Below are 1,757 nucleotides of genomic sequence, written 5' to 3' on the forward strand. Positions count from 1 at the left end.
TTAACTTTTTTAAGTCTGTTCGACTAAATCCCAGTCGATTATTGTACTTAAAATCTGCTAAAAGTATAGTGACTGAAAATAACCAATGCAACTGCTTTTTAGAAGTTAAATTGTTAACTTTTGTAAAGATCATGTTTCGCTTACTTATTACTTTTTGCTATTTAAGCCAACCCATACCATCTTGGTATGGACTGGCTTATTCCTATACAATCATTATTAGTTTTTAACTAAAGTATATTTATTATTAAAGTTAGTTAATTAATCAAAAATTAACAACTAAGGTGTTACACACACACTCATAGATCTCTGCATTATCTTTCTAGAAACATCTGCATCATCTGAAAATACAACATATGGGGTTAATCCGGTTCCTTGTCTAAGTAGATCACTTGTCCAATAAAAGGTATTTTTGAAATCAGCGAGACCATAGTCAGACATAAACCCCCATTCCGAGAAAAAACCGGCCCTAATTATACGTTGATAGCGATTATTAGGCGATGGTGGCGTTGCGCCGACAGCACCTACACAATGAGAGCCAGATAACGTTCCTTGACAAGAAGCATTGGTTAAATCTTTTACTTGTGGAAGACGATAACCAATGTCATTGCACCATAATTTTGCTTCCTTCCAATTACTACTCACAAAATAACGATTAACAAACCACTGTTGTAAAACAAAACCATATTTGACTACTTCATTACCACTATCATCTCTACCGATTAGTTCAAAAGTTTGCGGTAAACTAGGTTTTGTTATCGGATCTGGAGAATCTGAAAATGCTTGTGAACGACTAGCTACTGGACCGGTTAATCTAACATGAACAATATTATTATTCGTATACCTCATAGTAGCGGTAATCCCACTTCGCGTGACTGGAGCCCACGTCAAAGCTCCATTATAACCAACAATTTCTAAATAAAAGTATAAATTATTAGCGCCTGTAGTTGGAAAATTTAAATGGTAAGATGACGGTGTCGTTGACTGAGTTAGAAAACCTTTATTACTATCCCACATCCATTCAGGACCACGGAAGTCTACAATATCACCATTAACTACATCATTTGCTCCACCATATCTTAGGTTAGGTCTGGCAAAACAAACTGTTGGTGATGCTTTAGGATTAATGAAATATGTAGCATTACTCGCGTTAAAATCACTACGATTAGGAGCACCATACAGAGTACTTAATATGCCATTAGTACTTGCTAATATGACTTTATATGGTGCCTTACAAACCGTTAAAACATGATTACGCGCAACAACTTGATTATTGTTATCTAAAATTGTTAAGGTTAAATTACCTGTAGCTGAAATACCATTATTTTCTTGGCCATCACCATCATCATCTCGCCAATAGTTATAAGGTGCACCAATAAGTGTACTTAATGCGATTGTATTAGTATTGGTTGGTACTAACATACCTATATCTGCAAAACTTTCACCAAATCGGGGTAATTCTATCGGCATTGCCCACGAATTATTGGTATTAGGGGTAATTTGTCTACCATCAGATAGAGTGATTCCCAACAAACTATTTGCATCTGTTGCACGAGTACGGCCACCGTCAAAGGTTAAATAAGGCGCATTACCATGAATGACATTGGTTGTATGCGCCGATAATGCATGACTGTTAAATGAAAATAATAAAACTAAAGTGACGGCGAAAACTCTAAAAAACGGCAAAAATAAAAAAGACCGCAAAAATTGGCGAAAATATAAATTATCAGAAAAGACTAAACCTTGATTGCAATAATGAG

1 protein-coding gene is annotated in these 1,757 nt (G+C 35.4%); it reads right to left on the reverse strand.

Features of this window, described 5'->3' with window-relative positions:
- Positions 1–276 precede the first annotated feature (276 nt).
- On the reverse strand, positions 277–1,757 hold a 1,481-nt coding region (locus B6D18_RS12275), incomplete at its 5' end, for a hypothetical protein (RefSeq protein WP_216818975.1).

Origin of the sequence: Gilliamella sp. A7 (genome assembly GCF_002142015.1) — a bacterium.
GTDB lineage: Bacteria > Pseudomonadota > Gammaproteobacteria > Enterobacterales > Orbaceae > Gilliamella > Gilliamella apis_A.